Here is a 2,353-nt window from a genome sequence, read left to right on the forward strand (position 1 = left end):
AGGTAAACTTAGATACCCAGCGAGAGTTGCTCGATACAGCACGCTAGAAGCCTCCGTTCTTGAAATAACCGTCACTCTCACAGCATCACTTCGTCCATCTTGTACTTCCAGTGGTAGACAATCGGTACAGCGTTGAGCATAGGCTTGCTGCATTTCGCCAGCGCACTCGGCTTCCTTCTCGGCTGGGCCATCGCCGCCACCATGACCGTGAACACCATTCACATAAGGGCAATATAATCTGCCTACCCGATCCACATGATCCTTCCCATGTCGGACGTGTCGTAGCCTCCAAGGGCGGCAAACTCCTCGCGCAGCATACCCGACTCCAGAATGCCCATCATCGAGCGCACCGGACGTGTATCGAAGTTCTCCCGCTTCACCACGAGATCGTAGCGCTCTTTCTGCAAGGGAACGAAATCGATACCCTCCACCTGCCGCGCTATCTTCTCGCTTCCCACCGCCACATCGCCACGGCCGCGTGCCACCATGCTGGCTACGGCGATATGCGACTGCGTCTCAACGCCATACCCCTCGATAGACGAAGGCTCGGCACCCAGGAGCCTGATGCGCTCGTCGAGCAGCACGCGCGAACCAGCACCCTTCTCGCGGTTGACCAGGCGCACGCCGGACTTGAGAAGGTCCTCCCAAGAGAAAAGGCCCTTCGGATTGCCCTTGGCTACGTAGAATCCCTGCATGCGGTAGACGAGGTTGACTACGACTACCGGCACGCTCGGAAGGAGCTTCTTTACGAACGGCACGTTGTACTCTCCCGTCTCGCCATCCCAAAGATGAGACGAAGCCACCTGAACTCGATCCTTGTACAGGTCCGTGAGAGCATCGTAGCTGCCGATGTAGGCGCGCAGCGACTCGATGCCTGTTTGGGCCACATAGTTCGAGAGTACGTCCAAGATGATGTCCTGCCCGCAGATCACGAACCGCTCCCTATCCTGCACGAGGGGCTCGCGGGTATCTGTGCCGTGCGCAGTCTTCGAGCGCGCTATGTAGCTTTGCACGTCGGCATAGGTGAAGCGCAGCTTCCTGCCTACCTTGTAGGAGTTGATCTCGCCTTTGTCCTTGAGGGCGTACACCGTGTTTCTGCCCACCTGCAGGATAGTGGCGACTTCATCGACGGTCAGGGCCTCGTCGTTTCTCATCATGTCTCTTTTCTGCGATCTGGGATGAAATGGGATGAACCGCAACGAAATCCTCTTGCTCACCCTATTTCGTTTTGTTGGAGCCGCATACATGATTATACTCTCGCAAGAATCTACCGGAAGGGGCGGTATGGATTTAGCACTTGCAGCACCGCTGCTGGCTACGCTCGTAACCGGCGTGGCGTGCGGCCTGTTGTTCAAAAAGTTCAAGGTACCTGCAGGATACCTAATAGGCGCGTTCGCAGGCGTAGCGGTGCTGAGCGTTTCAACGGGCTTCGTGTGGCTGCCCACCGAAACGAGGGTTCTCGTACAGATTATCGCCGGCGCCTTCGTAGGCTGCTCCATCGAGCGGAGCGACCTCGCACGTATGCGTCGCTTCACCAAGCCCATTGTGCTTATGTTGGCAACCTTCCTTGCGCTGAACCTTGTGCTGGGCTTTGCTATCTGGGCGCTGTCCCCGCTCGACTTGGTCACCTCACTCATGTGCGCGGTGCCGGGAGGCATCAACGACACCCCCATCGTCGCAGCAGACATGGGAGCCAATGCCCCCGCCGTCACCATCATGCAGCTTATACGGCAAGTGCTCGGTATTGGGGTGTTTCCCCTCATGATAGCTGCGTTCGATCGGTTGCGCACCGAGAGCGGCCATCCCGATGTGAACGCGCAGAGCCTCGGAGCGACCGACGAGAAGCGTACAAAGTCCAAACAGCGCTCGGCCGCCTCCACCGTCGCCGCACTCGCCGTGGCAGCCGCAGCCGGCATCCTCGGCAAGGCGACAGGTATCCCCGGTCTCACTTTTACCGCCTCGATCATGGCGGTGCTCGTACTGAAATTGGCCTTCGACTTCGCGTTCATCCCCAAGGGTGTGAAAAAGGGCTGCCAGTTGCTCGCCGGATGCTACTTAGGAACGCTGCTCACCGCCCAGGGGCTCGCAGGCCTGGCCGATCTCGCCGTGCCCGCCCTCATCCTCGTGGCCGGCTACACGCTCAATTGCTTCGCCGCCGGCAAACTGGAAAGCAAGCTCTTCGGTTACGGGCGCAAAGAGGGCATGCTCATCGCCTCACCCGCTGGAGCGTCGGACATGGCACTCATCCTGGACGATCTCGACGTCAAGAACACCGACGTCATCATCATGCAGGTGATCCGAGCTGCCTTCGTCATGGCCTTCTTCCCCCAGATTATCAACCTCATATGCTATT

Annotated in this window: 2 protein-coding genes; one reads left to right on the forward strand and one right to left on the reverse strand. The window is 58.5% G+C overall.

Annotated features, from left to right (window positions below; translation table 11 throughout):
- Positions 1 to 242: 242 nt before the first annotated feature.
- Entirely contained in the window at positions 243 to 1,154 is a 912-nt protein-coding gene (locus RR842_RS13990; protein WP_332730190.1) for a helix-turn-helix transcriptional regulator, read from the reverse strand.
- 130 nt (positions 1,155 to 1,284) lie between these two features.
- On the opposite strand from RR842_RS13990, the gene RR842_RS13995 reads away from it, so the two are divergent.
- Positions 1,285 to 2,353 (forward strand): AbrB family transcriptional regulator (locus RR842_RS13995; protein WP_332730191.1); only part of this gene is annotated, 1,069 nt, incomplete at its 3' end.

Origin of the sequence: Gordonibacter sp. (assembly GCF_036667095.1) — a bacterium.
Lineage (GTDB): Bacteria > Actinomycetota > Coriobacteriia > Coriobacteriales > Eggerthellaceae > Gordonibacter.

Bases quoted from the DNA above. Each gene is read 5' to 3' on its own strand.
- RR842_RS13990 (WP_332730190.1), bottom strand. From the start codon at position 1,154: ATGAGAAACGACGAGGCCCTGACCGTCGATGAAGTCGCCACTATCCTG.